The organism is Bradyrhizobium sp. KB893862 SZCCT0404 (assembly GCF_018130885.1).
Taxonomy (GTDB): domain Bacteria; phylum Pseudomonadota; class Alphaproteobacteria; order Rhizobiales; family Xanthobacteraceae; genus Bradyrhizobium; species Bradyrhizobium stylosanthis.
Genome location: NZ_JAFCLT010000015.1, coordinates 22,904 through 47,891, shown reverse-complemented (window position 1 = coordinate 47,891; position 24,988 = coordinate 22,904). Strand labels below are relative to the sequence as shown.

The following is a 24,988-nucleotide window of genomic DNA, read 5'->3' as shown; positions in this document are numbered from 1 at the left end:
CGGAGACAAAACAAACCCTTGGCGGGCTGTCAAACCGGAAATGGCGTCCTTCCGAAGGCCATGCATGGACAATTGGAATAACTTTTTCTTCAAGGGTTCTTCCGTAAGTTGAAGGCGGAATGCCAAGGTCCGCCAGCCGGTCATGAAACAACTGCGCAACAACGTCATCCGTGCCGGGCTGGGAGCACTTTACTTCAGCGGGGCGCACCACCTGCTACGCCCGCTTCTGTCGGGCGTCGGCGCCATTTTCATGCTGCACCACGTGCGGCCGGCCCGTGATGGCGCGTTTCAGCCGAACCGACATCTGGAAGTTACCCCCGAATTCCTGCGCGCCACGCTGAGCCATCTGCGCTCGCGCGACATCGACATCGTCAGCATGGACGAGCTGCACGCGCGGATGGTGCAAGGCCGCTTCGACCGCCGCTTCGCCGCCTTCACCCTCGACGACGGCTATCGCGACAATCTCGACTATGCGCTGCCCGTGCTGCGCGAATTTGACGCGCCTCTGGCCGTCTATGTCGCCAGCGATTTCGCGGAAGGCACCGGACGGCTGTGGTGGACCGCGCTGGAGGCCGTGATCGCCAAGGCCGATCAGATCGAGGTCAGCATCGGCAATTCCGCACTGCGGCTCGATGCGACGACGCCGGCCGCGAAGCAGGCGACGTTCGACCGCCTGCACGACTGGCTGCGCGCGCTGCCCGGCGAGCACGACCTCAAGCGCGAGATCGAGGCGCTCTGCACCCGGCACGGCGTCGACATGGCAGCGCTGTGCCGCGGCCTCTGCCTGTCCTGGGACGAGACGAAGATTTTTGCCGCAGATCCGCTCGTCACCATCGGCGCCCATACCATCAGCCATTGCAATCTGGCACGGCAGAGCGAGGAGATCGCCGCGCAGGAGATGGCGGTGAGCCGTGCGCGCATCGAGCAGGCGCTGGAGCGTCCGGTGCTGCACTTCGCCTACCCCTATGGCGACCGCAATGCCGCCGGCGATCGGGAATTCGCGCTCGCCGCCGCCGCGGGCTTCAAGACGGCCGTAACGACGCGCCCCGGCATGCTGTTCGCCGAGAACGCCGGCCACATGACCGCGTTGCCGCGCGTCTCGCTCAACGGCAACTACCAGGACACGCGCATCCTGCCGGTGCTGACCTCGGGCGCCGCGACCGCGATGTGGAACGGTTTTCGCCGGATCGCGGCGGCGTAGGCCACACACCCACGCTTCCTTGACTCCCCTGCCCGCGCCGCCCACAACGGGCGCCAACCAAGGGAGGCACCATGTTCAACGATCTGTTCTCGCTCAAGGGCCGCGTCGCGCTCGTGACCGGAGGCTCGCGCGGCATCGGCAAGATGATCGCGGCGGGATTCCTGAGCGCCGGCGCGGCGAAGGTCTACATCACCGCGCGCAAGGCCGGGCCCTGCGAAGCGACGGCGCAGGAGCTTTCCGCGCAATATGACGGCGAGTGCATCGCGCTGCCGATCGACATCTCCAACGTCGAAGGCTGCAACAAGCTCGCCGGCGAAATCATCAAGCTGGAGCCGAAGCTCGACATCCTCGTCAACAATGCAGGCGCCGCCTGGGGCGCGGAGTTCGACGAATTCCCCGAGAGCGGCTGGGACAAGGTCATGGACCTCAACGTCAAGTCGCTGTTCTTCCTGACCAAGGCGCTGGCGAAGCCGCTGCGCGCGGCGGCGAGCGCGGAGCGCCCCGCGAAGGTCATCAACATCGCCTCGGTCGACGGCATCTTCGTCAATCCGAGCGAGACCTATTCCTACGCCGCCAGCAAGGCCGCGGTGATCCATCTGACGCGGCGCATGGCGACGAAGCTGGTCAAGGACAACATCAACGTCACCGCGATCGCTCCGGGCGCGTTCAAATCCGACATGAACCGCGCCGCGCGCGACCATTCGGACGAAGTGGCAAAGCGCATTCCGTCGCGGCGCATCGGCACCGACGAGGACATGGCGGGCGTGGCGATCTATCTCGCTTCGCGCGCGGGCGATTACGTGGTCGGCAACACCATCGCGGTGGACGGCGGCGTGGTGTACGCGAATGCGGGGCTGGAGATCGCGGGGTAGGCGGCGGGGCTGCGCGGCACGGACAGCGCGTCACACTTCGGTGTCGTCCCGGCCTAGCGCGCAATTGCGCGCTAGGCCGGGACGACAGGTGAGTTTGTAGCGCGGCCGTCGCGCCTCGCGAGTGGCCCCTACGACTCGATCTTCACGTACTCGAAATCGCCCGGCTTGTTGTCGATGCCGACCTTCGGCGGCGAGATCCACGACGCGAACTTGCCTTGCTCGGTGACGGGCTGCATCAGCGAGGTGATGAAGTCGCCGTCGGCGGTCGAGGGCAGCCACTCGTCCTTGCGCTTCGCCCAGGTCGCATCGTCGATCAGAATGCCGTCGGGCGTCGCATGCACGTCCTTGAACTCGCCGATGTGGCGGTGGAAGGCGACGTTGGGCAGCTTGAGCTGGAACTGATAGCCGGCGGTCGAGATCACCTTGTTCCAGCGCAGCATGCCCTTGACGCAATCCTGGCTGTAGTCGTCGCGCAGGCGCATGTTGAGCGCGGTCAGCGCCGGCTCGTCGACCAGCTTGATCTCGCCGTTGATCAGCTTGAGCACTGGATAGGTCGAGTTCTTGAGCTGGTGATCGTCGTCGATCTGGGTCTCATGATAGCGGCCCTTGATGCCGGTGTTGAAGGCATTCGCCGCGTTGGTCGAGACCTCCGAGCCGAACAGGTCGAGCGACAGCGTGTAGTGCAGGTTCAGCTTCTTCTGGATGGTCGGCAGGTCGATCACGCCGAGCGCACGGACCTTGGCGATGTCGGTAGGATCGGTGATGCCGGCCTCGCGCATCGCATCGCAGGTGCGCTGCACGACGCGGGTGATGCCGGTCTCGCCGACGAACATGTGGTGCGCTTCTTCCGTCAGCATGAAGCGGCAGGTGCGCGACAAGGGATCGAAGCCCGACTGCGCCAGCGAGTGCAGCTGCATCTTTCCGTCGCGGTCGGTGAAATAGGTGAACATGAAGAAGGACAGCCAGTCCGGCGTCGCCTCGTTGAAGGCGCCCAGCATGCGCGGCGCATCGGCATCGCCGGAGCGACGACGCAGCAAATCATCGGCCTCTTCGCGGCCGTCGCGGCCGAAATATTTCTGGAGCAGGTAGACCATCGCCCAGAGATGGCGGCCTTCTTCGACGTTCACCTGGAACAGATTGCGCATGTCGTAGAGCGAGGGCGCGGTCTTGCCGAGATGGCGCTGCTGCTCGACCGAGGCCGGCTCGGTGTCGCCCTGGATCACGATCAGGCGGCGCAGCATAGCGCGATATTCGCCGGGCACTTCCTGCCAGGCCGGCTCACCAAAATGCTCACCGAACGGGACGACGCGGTTCTCTTCCTGCGGCGCAAGCAGGATGCCCCAGCGATATTCGGGCATGCGGACATAATCGAACTTGGCCCAGCCGCGCGGATCGACCGAGTAAGCGGTGCGCAAGTAAACCAGCGACTCCTGGAAGCCCTCAGGGCCCATGTCGCTCCACCAGTCCATATAGCCGGGATGCCAACCCTCCAGTGCCTTCAGCACCTGACGGTCTTCGGCGAGATTCACGTTGTTGGGAATCTTGGTCGAGTAGTCGACGTTCATGATGTTCATGTTCATGGCCGTGCTCCTTGGTCTGTCCCTTGTCCCGGACGCTGCGCAACGCGAAGCGGTGCGCTGCAGAGCCGGGACCCATTGTTCGGTCCGCTATGGGTCCCGGTTCTGCGCAGCGTCACCATAGCGCGTTGAAGACGCGCGTTGCGCTTTTGGTGCCGCAGCGCGCCCGGGACACGAAAGTCATCAAACCCGCGTCATATCGAATTTCGGCTTCTGGCCGCTGCCGTAGCGGCGCAGCGCGCCTTCCTCGCCGACGGCGTTCGGGCGCTGGAATATCCAGTTCTGCCAGGCGGTGAGGCGCGCGAAGATCTTCGACTCCATCGTCTCGGGGCCGACGAAGCGCAGGCTCGCTTCCATGCCGGTGAGGCTGTCGGGCGAGAAGCTGGCGCGTTCCTCCAGGAACACGCGGACCTCGTCGTCCCAGTCGATGTCGTCGAGGGCAAAGGTGACGAGGCCGAGCTCTTCGGCCTGCTCGGCGTCGAGCGCGGTGCCGAGCGTGGCTTCCGCGCGCTCCACGTCGGCAGGATCGGCCTGGAAGCGCGACTCCAGCCGCGTCAGGCCGTGGCTCATCGGATAGGGCCCGAAATTCATCGCCGACAGCTCGATCGACGGCGGCGGGCGGTTGTCGCCCTGGCGCGTGCCGATCAGCATATAGGAGCGGTCGGCGGCGAAGACGAGCTCGGCGAGCGTGCCGGCGAAGCAGGAGCCGGGTTCGACCAGCGTCACCAGCGTGCGCGAGGTGACGTCGATGCGCTTGAGCACGCGCTTCCAATAGTGCCTGATCTCGTTGACCAGCCAGTGCGCCTTGTTGGCTTCGAGGAACGCGTCGCTGGCGAGCACATGGGCGCGGTCGCCATGGCTCTTGAACACCAGCATCGCGATCTCGAGCTCATTGATGCGCAGATGCAGGATGGCGTCGTCGATCTCGCGCGCGACCTGGAGCGGCCAGAACGCAGCGCCCTGCGCCAGCATGCCGTCGATGTCGGCGGGCGGCGCGGCCTCGGGAGCCTTGATCGAGATGGTTGCGATGCGGGCCGTGCGGTCGATGTCGACATTGACAAAACCGTAGCGAATGCTGGTCTCGTCGATGACGCGCTTGAGCTGTGTCAGCGCAATGCCCTTGCCACTGCCCTTGCGCTTCGACGCCGCCGCGAACTCCTTGGCACGCTCCGCGATCTTGGCTTCCAGCTTAGAGTTCGGCGCGATCTCGTCGACGAGGCGCCATTGCACGGCACGCTTGCCCTTCACGCCTTCCTCGATGGTGCAGAAGAAGTCGGCGTGGTCGCGGCGCACCTTGCGCTTGTCCACGACGCGGGTGAGCCCGCCGGTGCCGGGCAACACCGCGAGCAGCGGCACTTCGGGCAAGGCGACGGCGGACGCGCCGTCGTCGGCGAGGATGATGTGGTCGGTGGCGAGCGCCAGCTCATAGCCGCCGCCGGCGGCCGAGCCGTTCACGACCGTGATGAAACGCTGCCCCGAATTCTCCGAGGAATCTTCCATGCCGTTGCGGGTCTCGTTGGTGAATTTGCAGAAGTTCACCTTATGAGCATGGGTCGAGCCCGCGAGCATGCGGATGTTGGCACCCGCACAGAACACGCGGTTCTTGGCCGAGCGCATCAGCACGACCTTCACCTCGGGATGCTCGAAACGCAGGCGCTGGATCGCATCGGCGAGCTCGATGTCGACGCCGAGATCGTAGGAATTGAGCTTGAGCTGGTAGCCTTCGAACAGCCCGCCATTCTCGTCGACGTCCATGGTCAGCGTCGCGACATCGCCGTCGACCGCGAGCTTCCAGTGCTTGTAGCGGGACGGTTCGGTCTGGAAATCGATGAATGTCGCGCCGCCTGCGAGGCGCCGATCTTCCCCGGCCATGGGCCCATCCTTGAGCTTGATTATGCGTTATGGCGTTAACCGTTAGATGCACAATAGTGCATCTTTTGGAAGGCGTCTAGCCCTTAACCGAGGATGCATGCACTTTGTTTCATGCGGGCGGCTAGGACCGCACTATGGCGGCAAGGGCAATCCAGTCGGCCTTGGAGAGCTCCGGACGGCCGAGCTTGGCCTGGAGCAGCGCGGTCAGCGCCGGCACCGGAAAGCTCTCGACGAAGCCGTCGCCGCCGGCCGCCGCCTTCCGCGAACGCAGCGCCCGCAGCTCCACCTGGGCATCGCCGAACAGCCGCGCCGCCGAATGCGCCCGCTGCATCCGGAGCCGCAGATTCGCATTGGAGACGTGGATGCAGGCGCGCAGCAGAATGCGCTCGCGGCCACCTTGCGGAGCGGCGGCCCACACGGCCTCAAGCACCTCCTGCGACTCCCAGAAATAGCCGCGGTCGTTCAGCGCCAGCCCGTAGCGCAGCGCCGGATGGCGCGCCGGCACGTAGCCGCGGAAGGCCGAGGGCACCAGCGCCTTGGCTTTGTCGAGCGTCTCGTAATCCGCCTCGACCCCGCCGGTCTCACCCGGCACATAGGCCCATCGCGGCCACGGCAGCGGGCCGCTCGCATGTGAAGGCACCTTCATGGATGTGCCTCCGCATGTTCATGCGGCGTGTACCTGAAGTCCCTGATCGTCGCGCAGGGCCGCACTTGCAAATTGCTCAATCGCGTCAAGCGTCGCCCCCGGCGCTTCACGATGCGGGGAATGGCCCGCCTCTGAAATGACTTTAATATCGACCGGACAATAGCACTCTTCCTGCGCAATTTCGACCTGGCGCAGTGTCCCATATTGGTCGCCGGCACCCTGCAGGATCATGACGGGAACGCGGATGTAGGCGAGATATTCCGAGATGTCCCAGTCGCGGAACTTGGGGTCGAGCCAGGCACCGTTCCAGCCGTAGAAGGCGTTGTCGACGTCCTTGTGCCAGCGCGCGAGCTTGGGCTTGAGGTCCGTGGTCTCGAAGCTGGTCTTGATCGCGGCGATCGATGCCACCGAGATGTCCTCGACGATGAAATGCGGCGCGATCAGCACGAGGCCCTGCAACCGGTGATCCTGGTGCGCCCCGGCATAGATCGTGGCGATCGAGGCGCCGTCGGAATGGCCGAGCAGGAGGCCGCGCTTGAAGCCGATCGCATCGAGGACCTTCGGCAGCACGTCCAGCGCCTCGCGCTGCATGTAGTCGAGCGGCCGCGGCAGCGCCGCCGGGCTCGACTGGCCGTAGCCCGCGCGCGAATAGACGAAGATGCCGGCGCCGGTCGCCTGCTGGAGCTTATCCGGGAAGTCGCCCCAGAGGCCGACGGAGCCGAGGCCCTCATGCAGCATGACGATGGTCGGCGCATCGGCTGTTTGCGGCGCGAGCCATTTGTATTCGAGGCTGGCGCCGCCGATGCTGAGGACGCCAGTTGGGGTGAGGTTGGTCATGCTTGCGCTCTTCTCTCTCCGTCGTCATGCCCGGGCTTGACCCGGGCATCCACGGCTTCCCTCAATGGCGGATACACGTGGATGGCCGGGTCATCGTGCTTAAGACGCGCTCCGCGCTTTTGCCCGGCCATGACGACCTATTGCTAGTTTGCGCCCTCGCGCAGCTTGAACCGCTGGATCTTGCCCGTCGCGGTCTTCGGCAGGGACTCCACCACGTCGATCCAGCGCGGATATTTCCACGGGCCGATCTTCTGCTTGACGTGCTCCTTCAGCATCTCGTGCAGCTCCGTGGTTTTCGCACCAGGCCGCAGCACGACAAACGCTTTCGGCTTCAAAAGCCCTTCGGGATCGGCCTCGGGCACGACGGCGGCTTCGAGCACAGCCGGATGCGTGATCAGCGCGCTCTCGACCTCGAACGGCGAGACCCAGATGCCGGAGACCTTGAACATGTCGTCGGCGCGGCCGCAGAAGGTGTAGCGGCCATCCGCGTCGCGAACATATTTATCGCCGGTGCGCGTCCAGGGTCCTTCAAACGTGCGGCGGCTCTTGTGGCGCTGATTCCAGTAGCCTTCACCGGCCGAAGGCGCATCGACCAGGAGTTCGCCGACTTCGCCGTCGGCGACATCCTGGCCGGCCTCGTTGACGAGCCGCACCGCATAGCCCGGCACCGGCTTGCCTGACGAGCCGTATTTGATGTCGCCGGGTGCATTCGAGAGAAAGATGTGCAGCAGCTCGGTCGAGCCGACGCCGTCGAGAATGTCGACGCCGAAGCGCGATTTCCAGCTGTTGCCGACGGATTCCGGCAGCGCCTCGCCGGCGGAGGTGCAGATGCGCAACGCCTTGCCGCCGCGCTCGGCCTTCATGGTCTCGTCGTTGAGCATCGCCGCGAACAGCGTCGGCACGCCGTAGAAGATCGACGGATTGTAGCGGTTCATCAGGTCGAACATGCGCGCCGGCGTGGGCCGCTCGCTGTTGAGGATCACGGTGGCACCAACCGACATCGGGAAGGTCAGCGCATTGCCCAGGCCATAGGCGAAGAACAGTTTTGCCGCAGACAGACAGACGTCACTCTCGCGAATGCCGAGCACCTGCTTGGCATAGGTGTCCGCGGTCGCCTGCATGTTCGAATGGATGTGGCGCACGCCCTTGGGCATGCCGGTCGAACCTGACGAATAGAGCCAGAAGGCCGGCTCGTCCGGATGCGTCACGGCCGTGGTGAACTGATCGCTCTCGCCCGAGATTTCCTCAGTGAGCTGCTTGTGGCCGTTCTGCTTGGCGCCCGACACCACGACATGCTCGAGATCGGGCATGCGGCCGACCACGTCCTTGATGACGGGATAGAGCGCCTCGGAGACGAACAGCACGCGCGCACGGCAGTCGGCGAGGATGTAGGCGTATTGGTCCGCGGTGAGCAGCGTGTTCAGCGGCACCGGAACGATGCCGGCGCGGATCGCGCCCAGGAACACGACCGGGAAATCGACCGTATCCAGCATGATCATCGCCACGCGCTCCTCGCGGCGGACGCCGAGCCGGCGCAGCATGTTGGCGGCGCGCCGGGTCTGTTGCTGGAGCTCGCCATAGGTGAGCCGCAAGACGGTGTCGTCGAAGACGAGCTTGGCTCCCCTGCCCTCCTCGACGTTACGGTCGAGCAGCCAGGTCACCGCGTTGTAGGATCCCTCGCTCACGGTCGTCTCCCCAGATTTTAGAATTATAATTCATAGAAAGACACTGTGACAGCTTGCTGTCAATGCCAGCAGGCACTATGTTTCATTAAAATGCGCCGCAGGACATCCGTTTAAAGAAGGCTCATGACCGAAAGTCCCGACGCCGAATCCCGATTTCTCGAACAGCTCGGCCAACGTGTGCGCACCATGCGCGCACTGCGCGGCATGTCGCGCAAGGTGCTCGCCAAGGTATCAGGAATCTCGGAGCGCTACATCGCGCAGCTCGAGAGCGGCAAGGGCAATGTCTCCATCGTGCTCTTGCGCCGCGTCTCCGACGCCATGGGCGCGCATCTCGAAGATTTGCTGCCCAGCGCCGACCCGACGCCGGACTGGCAGATGTTTCGCGATCTCCTGCGCAAGGCGACGCCCGCGCAGATCGCGCAGGCGAAAGATCTACTCGCCGGCGGCAGCGCCTCGGCGCCGGGGCGCGCGCCGTTCTGCGGCATCGCGCTGATCGGCCTGCGCGGTGCCGGCAAGTCCACGCTCGGACGGATGCTGGCGAAGAAGATCGGCTGGAGTTTTGTGGAGCTCAACAAGGAAGTCGAGCAGCAGAACGGCCTCTCGGTCGCCGAGATCATCGCGCTGTACGGCCAGGAAGGCTTTCGCCGCATGGAGCAGGCGGCGCTGCAGCAGCTGCTCGCGCGCAACGAGCTGATGGTGCTGGCGACCGGCGGCGGCATCGTCTCGGAGCCGCTGACTTTCGACCAGATCCTGACCTCGTTCTACACGATCTGGCTCAAGGCCGAGCCGGAAGAGCACATGGCCCGCGTCCGCCGCCAGGGCGATCTGCGCCCGATGGCGGACGACCGCTCAGCCATGGCGGAGCTGCGCAACATCCTCCTGAGCCGCGAGCCGCTGTATTCGCGCGCGACGGCGGTGGTGGATACCGCGGGGCTCAGCGTCGATGCCGCGGCCGCGCGTCTCATCGATGCGGTGCGCCCGGTGCTGCAGAACGAAGCCCGCAGCTTCGGGCTGCGGAGCGTGGCGCTGTAATTCTCGCTGCATCCAAATTCTCCGCTGTCGTCCCGGCCCCCGTGCGCAATTGCGCACTAGGCCGGGACGACGGTGGAGTTTGTGCGCGACCTCCAACAACACTATATGCGAGCCCAGCATCACCACCTCCGGATCCACAATGACCTCCAGCGACGTCACCACCATCTCCATGTTCGAGCGGATCGGCGGCAGTGCCACGATCGACGCCCTCGTCGATCGCTTCTACGACCGCATGGACACGCTGCCGGAGGCGAAGGTCATTCGCGACATGCATGCGGACGATCTCGGGCTGATCCGGGACGTGCTGAAGCGCTATCTCTCCGAATGGACCGGCGGCCCGAAGCTCTATACGCCCGAGAAGGGGCATCCGCGGCTGCGTCAGCGCCATATCGGCTTTTCCATCGGGGACGCCGAGCGCGATGCGTGGCTGCTCTGCATGCGCGGCGCGATGGAGGAGACGATCCCTGACGCCGGCGCGCGACAGGACCTCGACAAGGCAATCTCCGGCCTCGCCGACTGGATGCGCAACCGGCAGTGAACGGCGGTCAGTCGAGGCCGAGCGCGCTGATGTCGGCGGCGAGCTTCGCGCCGCGAATGCGCGGCACCTGGCCGGTCTTGACCGCGTAGCCGCCGAGCACGATATCCGGACGGCTCGGCGCCGGCAGAGCCAGCACGCGTTCGACCAGCGCGGCGACCGCTTCGCGCTGCTCGGGCAGGGCGATCGAGACGAGCAAGGTCTTTGGCTCGTCCGCAAGAGAATGCTCGGTCAGCGCATCGAAAAGCGTGCCATCGTCGACATGGCGGATCGGCCATCCCTTGTTGTGCAGCCAGAGGCCGAGAATACGAATCCCGACCACATGGGTGTTGCCGGGCGCATTCATCAGGAGATAGCGGCGATCGCCGGCAGGCCGCTCCGGCTGCGACCACGCCAGCCTCATCCTGGCCTCGACGAGATCGATCACACGCTCGGCGAAAGCGGTGAATTCGTGCTCGCCTTCGACGGTGAGCGTGCCGCGCTCCCAGGCGTCGCCGATCTGGTAGAGCAACGGTGCGATCATGCCGACGAGGATGTCGACCGGCCGGCAATCGGCGGCAATGGCCTGGTCGACCAGCGGCCCTGCGGCATCGAAATCGCTCCTGCGCCCCGCCGCAAACAACGACTGAAAGATGTCGCGTAGCGCGACCGCGTGGGCATACTCATCGCCGCTGAGCAGATCCGGCCGCTCGCCCGCGCATTTGCGGCACAGGCCGTGCGTAATGCCGTAGTCCGCGTGCGGCGGCATCTCGCCGATGAACTGCTGGCAATGGGCACACCATTTCAGCACGCGACCGCTCCCTCTCCGGTTCCACCCAGCCTAGCGCAGCATCGCCGCCTGCAAAAGCGATAGCGGCTCGACGCAAGCGGTTACGGGGTAGTGCAGCGAGCATGGGGGGCGTGCGACGAACGAAATTGAATGCGGAATTCCCGCTGTTAGGCTTTGGCCATGACCGACATCCTCCCCGACACCATCCGCCGCCTCTACACCGATCCCGGCGAGTACATCGACAGCGACCATCCGGCCGTGCAGCAATTCGCGAACGACGCCGTGCGCGCCGATGCGAGCGCGCGCGAAAAAGCGAGCGTGCTCTACAAGGCGGTGCGCGACGGCATCCGCTATAATCCCTACGTCAGCATGCGCGTCGCCGAGACGTTCCGCGCTTCGAGCGTGCTCGCGGCGGGGCAAGGCTATTGCGTCGGCAAGGCTTCGCTCTATGCCGCCGCCTGCCGCGTCCACGGCATTCCCGCGCGCGTCGGCTTCGCCGATGTGAAGAACCACCTCACCACCGAAAAGCTCCGCGCCAGCATGGGCACGGACATCTTCACCTGGCACGGCTTTACCGAGGTGCATGTCGACGGCGCCTGGCGCAAGGCGACGCCGACCTTCAACGACACGCTCTGCGCCAAGGTCGGTGTCGCGCCGCTCGATTTCGACGGCCATAGCGACGCGCTGCTGCACCCGTTCGACGGCGAGGGGCGCGCCTACATGCAATATGTCAACGACCGCGGCACCTATCACGACGTGCCGGCAAAGTTCCTGATGCGCGAAATGGCCCGCGATTACGCCAACATGCAGGGCGAGGATCTCTCGGGCCGCGACATGGAGCGCGAGGCGGAGGAACGGTAAGCCACGGTGCGTAGGATGGGTTAGCCTGCAGATGCGCGAAGCGCATCTGCTCGGCGTAACCCACCTCTTCAGTCTGCGCGGAGATAGACAATGGTGGGTTACGCTGTGCTAACCCACCCTACGCACTCCGACTTGATCACTGCACGCATCAAACACCGACCCGTCCAGCGCCTCCGCGACAAAGCCGGCGGCATAGATCAGTGCCAGGATCGCCGCCGAAATCGCTACCGTCTCCGCGTGCCCGACTGCCCACCGCACCAGCCGCTGCAGCAATGTCGGCGGCGGAAACCTGTAGGTCCGCCCCGCCGGCGTGATCAGGTCATACGACCGAACCAACCGCGAGTGCGCGGGGATCTTGCTGGGCAGCATCCGGGACTCTCCTTTCCAGCTCCTCGATCATGCCGCGCGCGATTTCCCGCTCGCCCATGATGACGACATCCGCCCCCAGCCCCTTCAAATGATCGACCTCGGCATCCGCATGCGCCCGCGCGATGATGCGGATATCCGGATTGGCCGCGCGCGCCTGCTGCACGATCTGTCCGGCCTCGAACGCCTCGGGAATCGCGATCACGAGGTGGCGTGCCCGCGACGGATTGGTGGCGCCGAGAATCTCGGGCTGCGCGGCATTGCCCATGACGGTCTCGATGCCGCCCTGTTTCAGCTTCTCGAGCGCGCTCGCACCGACCTCGGCGACCAGGAACGGCAATTGCCGCTCCATCAGGGCATCACCGACCAGCGCACCCACGCGGCCATAGCCGATCACGATGGTATGGCCGGTGAGATCGGTGGTGCGTATCGGCTCGGGCACGGCGGCAGCCGCCTTCGGTGTGTCTCGCCCGGGATCGAGCCGCGGCGCGAGCCAGGTCGCCGCCGCGAACATCAGCGGGTTGAGCATGATGGAGAGGATCGCGCCGGCCATGATCAGGTCGCGGCCCGCGCTGGGCAGCATCTGCGAGGCAACGCCGAGCTCGGCCAGGATGAAGGAGAATTCGCCGATCTGCGACAGGCTCGCCGAGATCGTGAGCGCGGTCGCGACGGGATGCCGGAACAGCACCACGATCAGGAACGCGGCGATCGACTTGCCGAGCATGATGATCGCGAGCGTCGCCAGCAGCGGCCAGGGCTCCCGGACCACGCTCATCGGATCGAACATCATGCCGACCGAGACGAAGAACAGCACGGCGAAGGCATCGCGCAGCGGCAGCGATTCCTGCGCGGCCCGCGCGCTGAGCGGCGATTCCCGCAGCATCATGCCGGCGAAGAAGGCGCCGAGCGCCAGCGAGACGTCGAACAGCTTCGTTGCCCCGAACGCGATGCACAGCGCAATCGCGAGCACGGCAAGGCGGAACAATTCGCGCGAGCCGGTGTGCGCGATATAATGAAGGATCCACGGAATGACGCGGCGGCCGACCACCAGCATCAGGCCGATGAACACGATGATCTTGACGATGGTCACCATCACCACGCCGGCGAGACCAAGACCGAGCTGTGCGGCCAGCGGCTCGAAGGTTGGCTTGCCATCGGCGCCGCCCTGAAGGCTCGCGATCGCGGGGAACAGCACCAGCACGAGCACCATCGCGAGGTCCTCGACGATCAGCCAGCCGACGGCGATGCGGCCGCGATCGGTCTCCATCAGCCGCCGCTCCTGCAGCGCGCGGAGCAGAACGACAGTGCTCGCAACCGACAGAGCGAGGCCGAACACGAGCCCGGCGCCGGCACCCCAGCCCATCACATGCGCAAGACCGAGGCCCATGAGGGTCGCGACCGCGATCTGCACGACGGCGCCGGGAACGGCGATGTTGCGGACGCTGAGCAGATCCTGCAGCGAGAAGTGCAGGCCGACGCCGAACATCAGCAGGATAATGCCGAGCTCCGACAGCTCCGTGGCGAGCGCCTGGTCGGCGACGAAGCCGGGGGTGAACGGACCGACCGCGACGCCGGCGAGCAGATATCCGACCAGCGGCGGAATGCGGAACCGCTGCGCGATTGTTCCGAGTACGAAAGCTAGTCCAAGTCCAACGACGATGGTGGCGATGAGAGGTGTGTCATGCGGCATTTTTTCCTTTTGACACAGCATGCGCGCGCATGCACCGCGACCTGTGCGCGCGGGTCAGCTCGCAACTGTCAGCGCGCCGTCAGACCGACCAGTAGTTCGCGTGTGCGTAGGGCCGCGAACGATCGCCCCAGTCGAATTCGTCGCCGTCGAATTCGCAGGGCCCGCTGGCAAGCTCCTCCAGCGTCACGTCGACCCGAAAAGCCTGTCGCGCCGGATCATATTTCAGCGCGCTCCACTGCACCGGATAATGATGGCGCGCGCCGATCAGCCCGCCGGTCTTGATCACGGCATAGGCGACCGTGCCGCTCACCTTGTCGAGCATCAGCCGCTCGATCGTTCCGAGCTTCACGTCGTTGCGTCCATAGACGCCGACATGCTCCACGCGATCACTGGGAACCATGTTGTGCTGCATGGCGTCCTCCCTGGTTTCTTGCGTGACGCGGAGTATAGCTCTGTAGCCCGGATGAGCGAAGCGACATCCGGGTCCCGGATTCCCGGGTATCGCTGCGCTCACCCGGGCTACAGCAACTGCGACCGCACCGATTCCGCCCCCTCGCGGAGCAGCGGCAGCAACCGGTCGACCAGCTCTTCGGCCGGAACCCGGTCGACATGGGCGCCCATGTTGATGGCCGCGACGATCGTGTCGTCGTAGCGCCGGACGGGAACCGAGATCGAACGGAAGTGCGGCTCGGCCTCGCGGTCGACCAGTGCATAGCCCTGGGCGCGGTCGGCGGCGATGCGCGCGAGCAGCGCCTTCGGGTCGGTCACCGTCTGCGGCGTCAGCGCATCCCGCTTCATGATCTGCAGGCGCGCGGCCAGATCGGCGTCGTCGAGCTGGCCAAGCATGGCGCGGCCGACGGAGGTGCAGAAAGCCGGCAGGCGGTAGCCGATCTCGAGTCCACCCGAGAACATGCGCGCCGGGCTGCTGCGTGCGACGAACACGACGTCATCGCCGTCGAGCACCGCGAGCGAGGAGATTTCGTTCGCCGCGGTCGCGACGCGATCGAGCACCGGCTGCAGCACCGCGACCAGCTGGTTGGACCGCAGATACGACGCCGCCAGCGTCAACACATGCGGCGTCAGCGAGAACAGCTTTCCGTCACCACTGACGTAGCCGGCGCGCTGGAGCGTGAACAGCATGCGCCGTGTGGTGGCGCGCGGCAGATCGGCGGCGCGGGCGAGATCGCTCAGCGTCATCGGGCCCGTATTCGCCCCGAAGCACTGCAGCAGCCGCAGGCCGCGATCGAGAGCCTCGACGAAATCGGTCGGGCGCTCGTCGGTCTCACTCCGTTTCAGCTTGGGCATGGTGCCTGGGACAATCCTGCAAAATAGTGCTTGCTGCCGGTTCAAGGCATGTCATAATTCGCCCATTCGTTCAATAGGCGAACAATCGCCCCTCCACAAAGGATGCACTCGCCATGATGAGCCAGGAGCAGAACGACCTGATCACCCGCACCGGGCCTAGGGATCCCTGCGGCAAGCTGATGCGGAGTTACTGGCAGCCGGCGGCGCTGGTGGATGAACTCGAGGGCGCGCGGCCGATCCGTCCCGTGCGGCTGCTCGGCGAAAACCTGGTGCTGTTTCGTGACGAGACGGGACGCTACGGCCTGATCGACCGCCACTGCGCGCATCGCGGCGCCGACCTCGCCTTCGGGCGGCTGGAGCACGGCGGCCTGCGCTGCGCCTTCCATGGCTGGCTGTTCGACGCCACCGGCCAGTGCATCGAGACCCCGGCCGAGCCGAAGGATTCCAAGCTCTGCCAGAACATCCGCCAGCGCTCCTATCCCGTGGTGGAGAAGAGCGGCATCCTCTGGGCCTATCTCGGCGAAGGCGCCCCGCCCGCCTTTCCGGAACTCGACTGCTTCGTCGCGCCCAACACTCACACCTTCGCGTTCAAGGGCCACATGGCCTGCAACTGGCTGCAGGCGCTGGAGGTCGGCATCGACCCCGCGCACGCCTCCTATCTGCACCGCTTCTTCGAGGACGAGGACACCTCGACTGCCTACGGCAAGCAGTTCCGCGGCGCCTCGGCCGGCAGCGATCTGCCGATGACGAAGATCCTGCGCGAATACGACCGCCCGATCATCAATGTCGAGCACACAGAATACGGCCTGCGGCTGATCGCACTGCGCGAGATCGACGAGGAGCGCACCCATGTGCGCGTCACCAACCAGCTCTTCCCGCACGGTTTCGTCATTCCCATGAGCACGGAGATGACGATCACGCAGTGGCACGTGCCCGTCGATGACGAGAACTGCTATTGGTACGCGATCTTCACCAGCTATTCGAACCCGGTCGACAAGCAGAAGATGCGCGAGCAGCGGCTCGAGCTCTATGAACTGCCCGACTACAAGTCGCGCAAGAACCGCAGCAACGATTACGGCTTCGATCCGCACGAGCAGCAGACCGCGACCTATACCGGCATGGGCACCGACATCAACGTCCACGACCAGTGGGCGGTGGAGTCGATGGGTGCGATCCAGGACCGCACCAAGGAGCATCTCGGCTCGAGCGACAAGGCGATCGTGCAATATCGCCGCCTGCTGCGGCAGGAGATCGAGAAGGTCGGCGGCGGCGAGAAGCCGATGCTGTTCCTGGACGAGGCCAATGCACGCAGCATCCAGGGACCGGCGACCATGGACGGGATCGGCCCGACGCGGGGCTGGGAGACCTATTGGATGGAAGTCGACGTCAAGCGCCGCCGCGGCGCACCGTGGACCGCGCCGGTGCCGAAGGAGATCGCGGACAATGTACATCGACTGACGGCGGCGGAGTGAGAGTGACGGCCTATCCTCGTCATTGCGAGCGCAGCGAAGCAATCCAGTCTGCCTCTCCGGAGGGACTCTGGATTGCTTCGTCGCACCAGCGCAAAATTGCTTTGCAATTTTGTCGCGGGCTCCTCGCAATGACGGAGAATGTGGCGCATGCTTCGCGCCTCAAGACTGGAGGAATAGCAAAGTGACTTTCGTCGCGCGTCATGCGTTGTGGTCGGATGAGCAGAAGGACGCGGCCGCGCGCATGCGCCGCATCGTCGAGGAGAAGAACCTCGAAGTCATCCGCCTCGCCTTCCCCGACCAGCACGGCATTCTGCGCGGCAAGACCATCATCGCCACCGAAGCGATCGCTTCGCTGGAGAGCGGCTGCTCCATCACCACCACCATGCTCGCCAAGGACACCTCCCACCGCACGGTGTTTCCGGTGTTCACCGCAGGCGGCGGCTTCGGCATGAAGGAGATGGAGGGCGCGGCCGACGTGCTGATGGTCGCCGATCCCGCCACGTTTCGCGTGCTCCCGTGGGCGCCGTCGACGGGCTGGGTGCTGTGCGATCTCTACTTCAATGACGGCCGTCCTGTGCCGTTCGCCACGCGCGGGCTCTACAAGCGGGTGCTCGACGAGCTCGGCGCGCGCGGCCACGACTTCGTCGCGGGCCTCGAGGTCGAATTCCATATTTTCAAGCTCGACGATCCGCATATGCGCCCCGAGGACGCCGGGCAGCCGGGCACGCCGCCGTCGGTGAGCCTGCTCAGCCACGGCTATCAATACCTCACCGAGCAGCGCTTCGATCAGATGGAGCCGGTGCTGGAGATCTTGCGCCGCGACATCGTCGCGCTGGGACTGCCCTTGCGCTCGGTCGAGGTCGAGTTCGGGCCGAGCCAGTGCGAATTCACCTTCGCGCCGAAGAAGGGCCTCGAGCCCGCCGACAACATGGTGCTGTTCCGCAGCGCCGTGAAGCAGATCGCGCGCCGCCACGGCTACCACGCCACTTTCATGTGCCGGCCGAAACTGCCGAACGTGTTCGCGAGCGGCTGGCATTTGCACCAGTCGATCGTCTCGCGCGCGACGGCTGAGAACCAGTTCATGGCGAAGGACGGCACCGAGCCGCTCAGCCCGTTCGGCAAGTCCTACCTTGCCGGCCTGCTCGACCACGCCCGCGCATCGGCCGTGTTCACCACGCCGACCATCAACGGCTACAAGCGCTACCGCTCCTATTCGCTGGCGCCGGACCGCGCGATCTGGGGCCGCGACAATCGCGGCGTGATGATCCGCGTGCTTGGCAGCGCCAACGATGCCGCCACCCGCCTGGAGAACCGCATCGGCGAGCCCTCCGCCAATCCCTATCTCTACATGGCCTCGCAGATTCTCTCAGGCCTCGACGGCGTCGACCGCAAGCTCGATCCCGGCCCGTCGGCCGACACGCCCTACGAGACCAAGGCCCCGCTGCTGCCGAAATCGCTGCGCCATGCCGTCAGCGCGCTGAAGGACGATCCGTTCTTCCGCGAGAAGTTCGGGCCCGAGTTCGTCGACTATTACACCCACATCAAGAACGCCGAGATCGACCGCTTCCTGGCGGAGGTGACAGACTGGGAACATCGCGAATATTTCGAGATGTTCTGAGTCGGCAATCAGCTTCCGTCATTCTGCACGAGGCAACGGCGTGAAGCTGGGCACGCCTCCGGCCGCAAGGGCGAACGCATTGGCCGCCGGGCCGGCCGCCATGCGGGTGCCCGGCTCAGCGTTCGGCTGGCGGAAGCCGGCTTGTGTCACGCCTGCGCGCAGCGCTGGATTGGCCTGATGCGTAGCGACGAGCCGACCGGCATTTCGCGCGTAAACGCGGCGCAACCCGACATCACGCTGGTTGCCGCCGCGCGCGATCAGCTGCTCGTCGGCATCGGGACGATAGATGACGCCGCAGCCGCCAACCAGGGTAGCCGGCGCGCGGTAGCCCAACGAATTGCCTTCGTTGTAGGTGAGGTCCGCAAGGTTGGTTGCGAGCAGCTCGATTCCATGCAGTCCGACGGCCGAGCCTCGTGCAGCCTTGACCTCGACCGTTCGCACCTGCGGATTGCAGCGTGACCTTGCCTGCGGATATTCCTGAACGGCCGTGCGGGCATATGACAGGACCTCTCCGGTCTCATAGACGCGGTCGATGACGAGGCCTTGGACGTTTTCGGTCAGGAGCGCCTTGTTGACGAGGTGCGCGCCGGTCACCGGGGACGGGTCGAACGCGAGCACCTTGGCGATCCGCGGACCGCCGGACCTGGTCGCAAGCGCGACGAACTGCGCGAGGCCGGCACCGAGCGAGTGCCCCGTCGAAACGATCTGCGGCTTCCTGGCCGCCCGCTTGTAGCAGTCCAGATTCTGGATCTGCTTCATGATCGAGTCCACGTTGCGCTGCAGCTGCTTATAATAGTCGTCGTAGGGCGAACCGAACCGACTGAGATTGGAGTACCAGTCGCCTCCGGAAAGCCCGACGGTACCGCGGAACGCAATGCTCACCTCGCTGCAGGAGCTGCGCGCAGCCGCACGCGTCCGAGCCCATACCTGGTATGTCGGGCCGCTGCCAAAATCCCAACCGCGCCTGGCGTAAGCTGCCTTGCAGGCGTCGTCAGCCGGATCGAGGCAAGTGAGGTATGAATCGCTGCCGAACTGATAGCGCCACGGCTTGAATATCTTCCGCGCGTACCCTCTGAGATCTTCCTGCGAGGCGGGAATCGCATTCTGTACCGCGTAATCGACTTCCTCGCCGAGGCCGGCATCACGCATCGTATTCAGTGTGCCGACCGGCTTGTAGGCCGTGGACGACTGGATGGCATAAGGCAGGTAATAGTCCGCATATCTGTAGGCATAGGCTGCCAGGATGTCGGGATCGCTGGACTGGGCCGCGGCGATCTGAACCGACGAAAGCCAGATGGCGGCGCCCGCGCTGGCGAGAATGACCTGAAATGCTGCGAAACGAAACCGCATGGCAACGTCTCCAAATATATAAACGACAATCTATGGCTGCATGAGACCATAGCCGCGCTTTTTTGGCAATATCGCGTAGAGACCGGCTGAGCGGGAGGCCGGTCAAAAGAATCAGCCCGGGGACCGGAGAGCCTGCCTCCTCGCACGCAGATCGGCGACCACCGCGACGATGGCATAGAGAACGAATATCCCGATCGCGATCGGAGCCCCCTCGAGAATTCTCCAGCCCAGGCCGACCACTTGGTGCGCCACGCCGCCGACATCGCCGCCATAGACGATGCAGTCACCCACGCCTCCCTCGTTGGGTGAGCATTTGGGATTGACGAGATGGCTGATCGAAAGCATCGGGCCGAAATAGGGGACGAATGCGCAGACGAGACTGACCGCAAACGCCAGCAGCAATCGGGACCATAACCGGGGCCAGCCCTGCGTGATCAGCCAGCAGCAGGCCGCGAGCCACAACACGGCGAGGCCGTCGCCAAAGCGGGAGCCGACCACGAAACCGGCATCCAGCGCATGACGGATGATCTCAGCGGCGGAAGAGCCGATCGAGCAGCCCGTATCGCTGCCGGGCCGACATCCCCACAATTCGGCGAAGAGAGAGGTGAGCAATATCACCAATTCCGGGAGGAAAGGCAGGACGACGAGCAGCAACAGGCCGGCTCTCCAGCGCAGACGATGAGAATTCCCGTCAGGTTGCGATGTCATGCTGGCGCGGTGACATTTTCCCAAATGATCTTCCGCGAAGACCCCCGACCCTTACTACCTCTGATATGGGTTGATCGCAACGGACATCGTCTGGTTCACGCAACACGGTTGTCGCCCCGCCGCCCCGCCCCCTCACACACCTGTGAGACGACTTCGTCCCGCCCGTTCCGACGACACGCCGCCCCCCTTCGACGAAGCCATTTTCGTTGCCCGGCGAAAACCGCTGGAAAGACGACAGGGCTAGAGTCGCCGCGTGATCAACAATGGAGTTCGGTCATGTGGGGTCAATTGGTCAGCCTGATCTATCGCCTGTCCTGCCGGGCCACCCTGATCGAGATCGGCCTGCATCGCCTCGCACGCTAGCCGCAGGTCGACCGCGAATTGAGTAAGACGGATTGACCAGACGATGGAGTTTGCGATGCGCAAGCTGATCCTGATCGCAGCGATCTCGCTGCTCGCAACAGAGGCCTATGCCGGCGGTTCGCGCAGCCTGAGCCTGGCGGCCAGCAGTGCGAACCAGCAGGCGGAGCAGCCGGCCACGGCGGCACCTGTCCCGCCGCAGGCGGCCCAGGCCCCGGCGGCACCGCAGGCGACGAATGTCCAGACGGCAACGACCGTGCCGACGTCAACGGCCCCGGCTGCGACGGCGGCTCCCGCTCCGGCAACCGCAGCAGCGCCGGCTTCGCTAACCGCCGCGCCGGTGACGACGAGCGCGACTGAAACGACCAAGGCCAAGCGCCGCCAGCCCTCCACCGAGGCCCGCGTGATCCGCGAGCTGCATCGGCATGGGATTTATTGGTGAGAGTGCACCTGCCCCTCCGCGACGTCGTCCCTGCGGAGGCCGGGACCCATAACCCCTCGCGGACTTTTGGCGAAGACTCGTCCAGGTACTGCTACCGGCCGCCACCGATAGATCACGCGGTCCCGGCCTCCGCCGAGACGACACCGAACGAGAGGCGCCAGCATACCGCTGCCCGTCTCACTCTTCGAGACCGCTAAATCCCGAGATATTTGTGCTGCAGATCCGGCTCGGCCATCAGCTCGCTGGAGGTGCCGCTCCATACCGTCTTGCCGCGCTCGATGATGTAATGGCGGTCGCAGATGCGGGCGAGGTGGTCGACGTTCTTGTCGACGACGAGAATTGACTGGCCGCGGCTCTTGAGCAGCGACAGACAGTTCCAGATCTCTTCGCGGATCAGCGGCGCGAGGCCTTCGGTCGCTTCATCCAGGATCAGCAGCTTCGGATTGGTCATCAGCGCGCGGCCGATCGCAAGCATCTGCTGCTCGCCGCCGGAGAGCTGGTTGCCCATGTTGGCCGCGCGCTCGGCAAGCCGCGGAAACAGGGAATAGATCGCAGCCAGCGTCCAGGGATTGCTGCTGCCGAAGCGGTCGGCCGCCGCCGCGACCAGGTTCTCGCGCACCGTGAGGTTCGGGAAGATCTGCCGTCCCTCAGGGACCAAGCCGACGCCGAGCTTGGCGATCCGGTACGACGGAAGCTGGCGCACCTCGGTGCCCGCAAAGCTGATCGTGCCCGCGCGCGCCGGCGTCAGGCCCATGATGGAGCGGATGGTGGTGGTCTTGCCCATGCCGTTGCGGCCCATCAGCGAGACCATCTCGCCCGGCCGGATCGACAGCGACAGGCCGAACAGCACCTGCGATAGGCCGTAGCAGGTCTCGATGCCGTCGACCGCGAGCAGGGTGTCAGCCATGATGCGTCACCACATGCTGATCGCCGAGATAGGCGCGCTTGACCTCGTCGTTGGCGCGGATCGCGGCCGGATCGCCCGACGCAATGACGCGGCCATAGACCAGCACCGAGATGCGGTCGGCGAGCGCGAACACCGCGGGCATGTCGTGCTCGACCAGCACGATCGAGACCTCTTTGCGCAGCTCCTGCAGCAGCTTCACCATGCCCTGGGATTCGGTGACGCCGAGACCGGCCATCGGCTCGTCGAGCAGCAGCAATTTCGGCTTGCTTGCGAGTGCGACCGCAAGCTCGATCTGGCGCCGCTCGCCATGGCTGAGCTTCGACACCGGCACATCGGCGCGATGAGCGAGACCGACGCGGTCGAGCGCGGCGTGGGCGGCATCGCGCAGCCCCTTCTCCTTGCGCGCATTGGCGAAGAAGCGGAACGAAGTGCCGGCATGCGCCTGCGCCGCCAGCGCGACATTGTCGGCGGCGGTGAAATCGAGCAGCAGCGAGGTGATCTGGAACGAGCGGGCGAGGCCCAGCGCGCAGCGGCGATAGGCCGGCAGGTATGTGATGTCGCGTCCCGCCAGCGAGACGCTGCCGGAATGCGGCTCGAGATGCCCGGTGAGCTGGCTGATCAGCGTGGTCTTGCCGGCGCCGTTCGGGCCGATGATGGCGTGCAACTCGCCGCTGGCGACGTCGAGCGAGACGTTGTCGGTCGCGACGATGCCGCCGAACCGGCGCACCAGCTTTTCGACGCGGAGCAAGGGTTCAGCCACGGCCAGCCCTCCCAAGCACGCCCATGATGCCGCCGCGCCCGAACAGCACGATCAGCAGCAGCAGCGGCCCCATGATCAGCGCCCAGTACTCGGTGATCTGCGACAGGAATTCCTCCAGCAGCAAAAACACCACCGCGCCCATGACGGGGCCGAACAGCGTGCCCATGCCTCCCAGGATCACCATCACCATGAGGTCGCCGGAGCGGGTCCAGTACATCACGGCCGGGCTGACGAAATCGGTGTTGTTGGCGAGCAGCGCGCCGGCAAGGCCGCACATCGTCCCCGATATGACGAAGCAGACCAGCTGGTAGCGCTTGGCGGGGAAGCCGATCGCCTGCATGCGCTGCTCGTTGGAGCGCAGGCCCTGCACCACGAGGCCGAAGCGCGAATTGACGATGCGCCAGATCAGCAGCATGACGCCGAACAGGCAGGCGAGGCAGAGATAATAGAACTGCGTGCGGTCCGACAGGTTGATCAGCCCGGAGAAGTCGCTGCGCTTGTAGACGGTGAGGCCGTCATCGCCGCCGTAGCGCGCAAGGCCCGAGGCGACGTAATAGGCCATCTGCGCGAAGGCCAGCGTGATCATGATGAAATAGACGCCGCGCGTGCGCAACGAGAGCGCGCCGATCACGAGCGCATAGATCGCGGAGGCCGCGAGCGCGACCGGAAACTGGATCCAGCCGGAACCGACGCCTTCCTGTGCCAGCATGCCGACCGCGTAGCCGCCGATGCCGAGATAGGCGGCGTGGCCGAAGCTCATCATGCCGCCGAAGCCCATGATGAGGTTGAGGCTCGCCGCCGCCAGCGCCAGGATGACGATGCGGGTGAACAGCGTCAGGATGAAGACGTTGCCGGACAGCTGCGAATAGAGCGGCAGCAGCACGAGGCCCGCCAGCATCAGGGCCGAAACGGCCTTGCTCACCGTGAAAGCCTTCATCGACGGTTGGCCGGAAACAGCCCCTCCGGCCGCACCACCAGCACGATCGCCATCAAGAGGTAGATCAGCATGGAGGACAGCGCGGGCGCGGCGGTGGAGGCCGCGGCGCCGCTCAGCACCTGCCGCAGCAGGTTCGGCAGGAAGGCGCGGCCGAGCGTGTCGATCATGCCGACGAAGATCGCGGCGAGGAACGCGCCGCGGATCGAGCCGATGCCGCCGATCACGATGATGACGAAGGCGAGGATGAGGATGTTCTCGCCCATGCCGATCTGCACGGTGAGGATCGGCGCCTGCATCAGGCCGGCAAGGCCGGCGAGCGCGGCGCCGAGGCCGAACACCAGCGTGTAGAGCAGCTTGATGTTGATGCCGAGCGCGCCGATCATCTCGCGGTTGGAAGCGCCGGCGCGGATCAGCATGCCGATGCGCGTGCGCATCACGCCGAGATAGAGCAGGAGCGCGACAAGCAGCGCCACGACGATGATGGCGAGGCGATAGGCGGGATAGTGAATGCCGGGCAGGATCGGCACCGGCACGGTGAGCCAGGCCGGCAGCGGCAGCGCAAGGCCGGCAGGGCCCCAGATCAGCCGCACGGCTTCATTGAAGAACAGGATCAGGCCGAACGTCGCAAGCACGTGGTCGAGATGGTCGCGGCCGTAGAGATGCCTGAGCGCAGACATTTCGAGCACGATGCCGAGCACCAGCGTGGCACCGAGTGCCATCAGCGCGCCGAGCAGGAAGCTGCCGGTCCAGGCCGCGAAGGTCGCGGCGAAATAGGCGCCCATCATGTAGAGCGAGCCGTGCGCGAGGTTGACGAGATCCATGATCCCGAACACCAGCGTGAGGCCGGCGGCGAGCAGGAACAGCAGCAGGCCGAACTGCAATCCGTTCAGGAACTGTTCGACGACGAGCAGCATCAAGACTCTTTCAGGCGCATACGGACGCGCGCCGATGTTCGAACACAGTCGCCATCAGTGAAAGAGCTCCCCCTGCCTCATCAAGGCGGAAAAATGGGTAATGGCAGTATCGTTCCGAGGCAAGAGCGATTCGACACCAAACATGCACTTTGTTGCATGCCAGTGCATGCGATCGATATCGCCCTTGCAAGAAGGTTGCCGCGCAGCATGGGTCAACCTGCCGCACCCAAACGATCGCCTGCTGCCGCGACAAGGCGATCGCTGCGGACCTG

General features: G+C 65.2%; 24 protein-coding genes. 8 read left to right on the top strand and 16 right to left on the bottom strand.

Annotation, left to right across the window (positions count from 1 at the left end):
• The first annotated feature begins 142 nt into the window (after window positions 1-142).
• Both JQ617_RS36720 and JQ617_RS36715 read left to right on the top strand, forming a co-directional pair.
• The gene (locus JQ617_RS36720) at window positions 143-1,201 is read left to right on the top strand and encodes a polysaccharide deacetylase family protein (protein WP_212030613.1); all 1,059 of its coding nucleotides are present in this window, start codon (window positions 143-145) and stop codon (window positions 1,199-1,201) included.
• A 71-nt stretch (window positions 1,202-1,272) separates the two neighbouring features.
• On the top strand, window positions 1,273-2,073 hold the full coding sequence (locus JQ617_RS36715) for an SDR family oxidoreductase (RefSeq protein ID WP_212030612.1): 801 nt from the start codon (window positions 1,273-1,275) through the stop codon (window positions 2,071-2,073).
• Between the two features lie 128 nt (window positions 2,074-2,201).
• On the opposite strand, the gene boxB is transcribed toward JQ617_RS36715, so the two are convergent.
• From boxB to JQ617_RS36690, 5 genes are all read right to left on the bottom strand, one after another.
• The gene (gene boxB, locus JQ617_RS36710) at window positions 2,202-3,653 is read right to left on the bottom strand and encodes a benzoyl-CoA 2,3-epoxidase subunit BoxB (protein WP_212030611.1); all 1,452 of its coding nucleotides are present in this window, start codon (window positions 3,651-3,653) and stop codon (window positions 2,202-2,204) included.
• 180 nt (window positions 3,654-3,833) lie between these two features.
• Window positions 3,834-5,522 carry a 2,3-epoxybenzoyl-CoA dihydrolase gene (boxC, locus tag JQ617_RS36705; protein ID WP_212030610.1) on the bottom strand — a complete coding sequence of 563 codons (1,689 nt, stop codon included), beginning with the start codon at window positions 5,520-5,522 and terminating at the stop codon, window positions 3,834-3,836.
• A gap of 121 nt (window positions 5,523-5,643) precedes the next feature.
• On the bottom strand, window positions 5,644-6,168 hold the full coding sequence (locus JQ617_RS36700) for a DUF309 domain-containing protein (protein ID WP_212030609.1): 525 nt from the start codon (window positions 6,166-6,168) through the stop codon (window positions 5,644-5,646).
• 18 nt (window positions 6,169-6,186) lie between these two features.
• Window positions 6,187-7,005 carry an alpha/beta fold hydrolase gene (locus JQ617_RS36695; RefSeq protein WP_212030608.1) on the bottom strand — a complete coding sequence of 273 codons (819 nt, stop codon included), beginning with the start codon at window positions 7,003-7,005 and terminating at the stop codon, window positions 6,187-6,189.
• A gap of 143 nt (window positions 7,006-7,148) precedes the next feature.
• Entirely contained in the window at window positions 7,149-8,690 is a 1,542-nt protein-coding gene (locus tag JQ617_RS36690) for a benzoate-CoA ligase family protein (RefSeq protein ID WP_212030607.1), read from the bottom strand.
• Between the two features lie 123 nt (window positions 8,691-8,813).
• Here JQ617_RS36690 and JQ617_RS36685 point away from each other — a divergent pair, with 123 nt between their 5' ends.
• Together JQ617_RS36685 and JQ617_RS36680 are read left to right on the top strand one after the other, a co-directional pair.
• A complete protein-coding gene (locus JQ617_RS36685) occupies window positions 8,814-9,722 on the top strand; it encodes a helix-turn-helix transcriptional regulator (RefSeq protein WP_212030606.1) in 909 nt (302 codons plus the stop codon).
• A 139-nt stretch (window positions 9,723-9,861) separates the two neighbouring features.
• Window positions 9,862-10,260, top strand: coding sequence for a group II truncated hemoglobin (locus JQ617_RS36680; RefSeq protein ID WP_212030605.1), 399 nt, complete (start codon window positions 9,862-9,864; stop codon window positions 10,258-10,260).
• A 7-nt stretch (window positions 10,261-10,267) separates the two neighbouring features.
• On the opposite strand, the gene JQ617_RS36675 is transcribed toward JQ617_RS36680, so the two are convergent.
• Entirely contained in the window at window positions 10,268-11,047 is a 780-nt protein-coding gene (locus JQ617_RS36675; RefSeq protein ID WP_212030604.1) for a B12-binding domain-containing protein, read from the bottom strand.
• Window positions 11,048-11,206: 159 nt separating this feature from the next.
• Here JQ617_RS36675 and JQ617_RS36670 point away from each other — a divergent pair, with 159 nt between their 5' ends.
• On the top strand, window positions 11,207-11,887 hold the full coding sequence (locus JQ617_RS36670) for a transglutaminase-like domain-containing protein (protein WP_212030603.1): 681 nt from the start codon (window positions 11,207-11,209) through the stop codon (window positions 11,885-11,887).
• Between the two features lie 108 nt (window positions 11,888-11,995).
• On the opposite strand, the gene JQ617_RS36665 is transcribed toward JQ617_RS36670, so the two are convergent.
• From JQ617_RS36665 to JQ617_RS36650, 4 genes are all read right to left on the bottom strand, one after another.
• Window positions 11,996-12,256: a hypothetical protein gene (locus tag JQ617_RS36665; RefSeq protein WP_212030602.1), complete on the bottom strand. Its 261-nt coding sequence runs from the start codon at window positions 12,254-12,256 to the stop codon at window positions 11,996-11,998.
• Window positions 12,207-13,943, bottom strand: a complete 1,737-nt coding sequence (ybaL, locus tag JQ617_RS36660; RefSeq protein ID WP_212030601.1) for a YbaL family putative K(+) efflux transporter — start codon at window positions 13,941-13,943, stop codon at window positions 12,207-12,209. The genes JQ617_RS36665 and ybaL overlap by 50 nt, the downstream gene beginning before the upstream one ends.
• 79 nt (window positions 13,944-14,022) lie before the next feature.
• Entirely contained in the window at window positions 14,023-14,355 is a 333-nt protein-coding gene (locus JQ617_RS36655; RefSeq protein WP_212030600.1) for a PRC-barrel domain-containing protein, read from the bottom strand.
• A gap of 107 nt (window positions 14,356-14,462) precedes the next feature.
• A complete protein-coding gene (locus JQ617_RS36650) occupies window positions 14,463-15,248 on the bottom strand; it encodes an IclR family transcriptional regulator domain-containing protein (RefSeq protein ID WP_212030599.1) in 786 nt (261 codons plus the stop codon).
• Between the two features lie 113 nt (window positions 15,249-15,361).
• Between JQ617_RS36650 and JQ617_RS36645 the strand changes: the two genes are divergently transcribed.
• Together JQ617_RS36645 and JQ617_RS36640 are read left to right on the top strand one after the other, a co-directional pair.
• Window positions 15,362-16,720: an aromatic ring-hydroxylating dioxygenase subunit alpha gene (locus JQ617_RS36645; protein WP_212030598.1), complete on the top strand. Its 1,359-nt coding sequence runs from the start codon at window positions 15,362-15,364 to the stop codon at window positions 16,718-16,720.
• Between the two features lie 181 nt (window positions 16,721-16,901).
• A complete protein-coding gene (locus JQ617_RS36640; protein ID WP_212030597.1) occupies window positions 16,902-18,338 on the top strand; it encodes a glutamine synthetase family protein in 1,437 nt (478 codons plus the stop codon).
• An 18-nt stretch (window positions 18,339-18,356) separates the two neighbouring features.
• Here JQ617_RS36640 and JQ617_RS36635 read toward each other — a convergent pair whose 3' ends face one another.
• Window positions 18,357-19,688, bottom strand: coding sequence for a lipase family protein (locus JQ617_RS36635; RefSeq protein ID WP_212030596.1), 1,332 nt, complete (start codon window positions 19,686-19,688; stop codon window positions 18,357-18,359).
• 111 nt (window positions 19,689-19,799) lie between these two features.
• Window positions 19,800-20,342, bottom strand: coding sequence for a hypothetical protein (locus JQ617_RS36630; RefSeq protein ID WP_212030595.1), 543 nt, complete (start codon window positions 20,340-20,342; stop codon window positions 19,800-19,802).
• 472 nt (window positions 20,343-20,814) lie between these two features.
• Here JQ617_RS36630 and JQ617_RS36625 point away from each other — a divergent pair, with 472 nt between their 5' ends.
• The gene (locus tag JQ617_RS36625) at window positions 20,815-21,198 is read left to right on the top strand and encodes a hypothetical protein (RefSeq protein WP_212030594.1); all 384 of its coding nucleotides are present in this window, start codon (window positions 20,815-20,817) and stop codon (window positions 21,196-21,198) included.
• Window positions 21,199-21,391: 193 nt separating this feature from the next.
• On the opposite strand, the gene JQ617_RS36620 is transcribed toward JQ617_RS36625, so the two are convergent.
• Genes JQ617_RS36620 through JQ617_RS36605 form a run of 4 tightly spaced genes read right to left on the bottom strand, consistent with a single transcriptional unit; the run spans window position 21,392 to window position 24,716 of the window.
• The gene (locus JQ617_RS36620; protein WP_212030593.1) at window positions 21,392-22,105 is read right to left on the bottom strand and encodes an ABC transporter ATP-binding protein; all 714 of its coding nucleotides are present in this window, start codon (window positions 22,103-22,105) and stop codon (window positions 21,392-21,394) included.
• Window positions 22,098-22,865: an ABC transporter ATP-binding protein gene (locus JQ617_RS36615; protein ID WP_063686348.1), complete on the bottom strand. Its 768-nt coding sequence runs from the start codon at window positions 22,863-22,865 to the stop codon at window positions 22,098-22,100. Before JQ617_RS36615 ends, JQ617_RS36620 begins: the two co-directional genes overlap by 8 nt.
• Window positions 22,858-23,802, bottom strand: a complete 945-nt coding sequence (locus JQ617_RS36610; RefSeq protein WP_145657044.1) for a branched-chain amino acid ABC transporter permease — start codon at window positions 23,800-23,802, stop codon at window positions 22,858-22,860. The genes JQ617_RS36615 and JQ617_RS36610 overlap by 8 nt, the downstream gene beginning before the upstream one ends.
• On the bottom strand, window positions 23,799-24,716 hold the full coding sequence (locus JQ617_RS36605; RefSeq protein ID WP_028139755.1) for a branched-chain amino acid ABC transporter permease: 918 nt from the start codon (window positions 24,714-24,716) through the stop codon (window positions 23,799-23,801). Before JQ617_RS36605 ends, JQ617_RS36610 begins: the two co-directional genes overlap by 4 nt.
• Window positions 24,717-24,988 lie beyond the last annotated feature (272 nt).